Consider the following 1,341-nt stretch of genomic DNA (forward strand, 5'->3'; position numbering starts at 1 on the left):
GAAATTCCGACTTGTATGGGTGTCACGGCAGGTGAATGGGATTGCAGTCCATAGCGTGTCGTAGCAGACCGGAGGAATGACTCGCGAAATTCCTGTCACCCGCAGTGCGGGTTGACCCTGGTGGGGTGTGTCACTCCTCCGGTCTGCGTTCGCGGCGTGACTCAAGAGAGGCGTGACCACAAGCTGCTGTGAGAGGTACTTGAAGTCGGATTGTCCGCCGCGGATTCCCCATCCACACGAGCGAAGGGAACCCGTAATCCATGATTGTCATCGGCATCGATCCGCACAAGTCCACCCACACCGCCACCGCACTGGACCCGGCCACTAACTCCGATGTTGGGTCGCTGCGCATCGAGGCGTCCATCGCTGAATACCGGCGGCTGATCGTCTGGGCGAAGGCGTGGCCTGAGCGGACTTGGGCGATAGAGAACGCCGACGGGCTCGGACATCATTTGGCGTTGTGGCTGCTGGCCCGGGGCGAGGTGGTGCTGGACATTCCGACGACGGCGACCGCACGGGTTCGGGAACTGTCCCGCGGTGGTCGGCGTAAGAACGACCGCATCGACGCCGCCGCGGCGGCGAGTGTCGCCGCCCTCCATGGTGATGCGCGTCCGGTTCACCCGGAGACAACTACCGACTCCCTAGCGCTGCTGGATGAACGGCGAGTCAATCTGTCCCACAGTCGAACCCGGACGGTCAATCAGTTGCACGCGTTGCTGCGTGAGCTGATGGCCGGCGGCGCACCCGCCGCACTGACCCCCGCCAAGGCCGCCAGCGCCTTGCGCGGATTTCGGCCCCGTACCGGCCCGGACCGCATTCGGGTCGAGCTGGCCAAGGAACTGATCGCCGACGTCCGCCGGTTCGACGACCAACTCGCGGCGAACACGAAGACGATGATGGAACTTCTCGACGAGCATGGCACCAGGCTGCGCGAGATCGACGGCGTCGGCCCCGTGTTGGCGGCCCGCCTGCTCGGCCGTACCGGACCAGCGAGCAGGTTCGCCTCGGCCGCGGCGTATGCGAACTACACCGGCACCGCACCCGTCCAGATAGCCAGCGCCGACGCTTCCCGGCATCGGCTGTCCCGATACGGAGATCGGCAGCTGAACTCCGCGATCTACACCGTTGCGATGATCCAGATCCGGATGCCGGCCAGCAGAGGCCGCGCGTACTACGACAAGAAAGTCGCCGAAGGCAAAACACCGCGCTCGGCCACCCGCGCGCTCAAACGGCATCTCGCGGGGCATCTCTGGCGCATCATGCTCGCCGACGAAGACCGCACCATTCGAACATCTTCGGAAGCACTCGCAGACGCCTCTTGACAAATAGAGAGGCACCCCA

General features: G+C 64.7%; 1 protein-coding gene. It reads left to right on the forward strand.

Annotated elements, in window-relative coordinates:
• Positions 1-260: 260 nt before the first annotated feature.
• Positions 261-1,322 (forward strand): IS110 family RNA-guided transposase, encoded by a 1,062-nt coding sequence (locus tag CSQ99_RS30590; RefSeq protein WP_099042698.1) that lies wholly within the window; start codon positions 261-263, stop codon positions 1,320-1,322.
• The last annotated feature ends 19 nt before the right edge of the window (positions 1,323-1,341 follow it).

It is taken from the genome of Mycobacterium neglectum (assembly GCF_002591975.1).
Classification (GTDB): Bacteria; Actinomycetota; Actinomycetes; order Mycobacteriales; family Mycobacteriaceae; genus Mycobacterium; species Mycobacterium neglectum.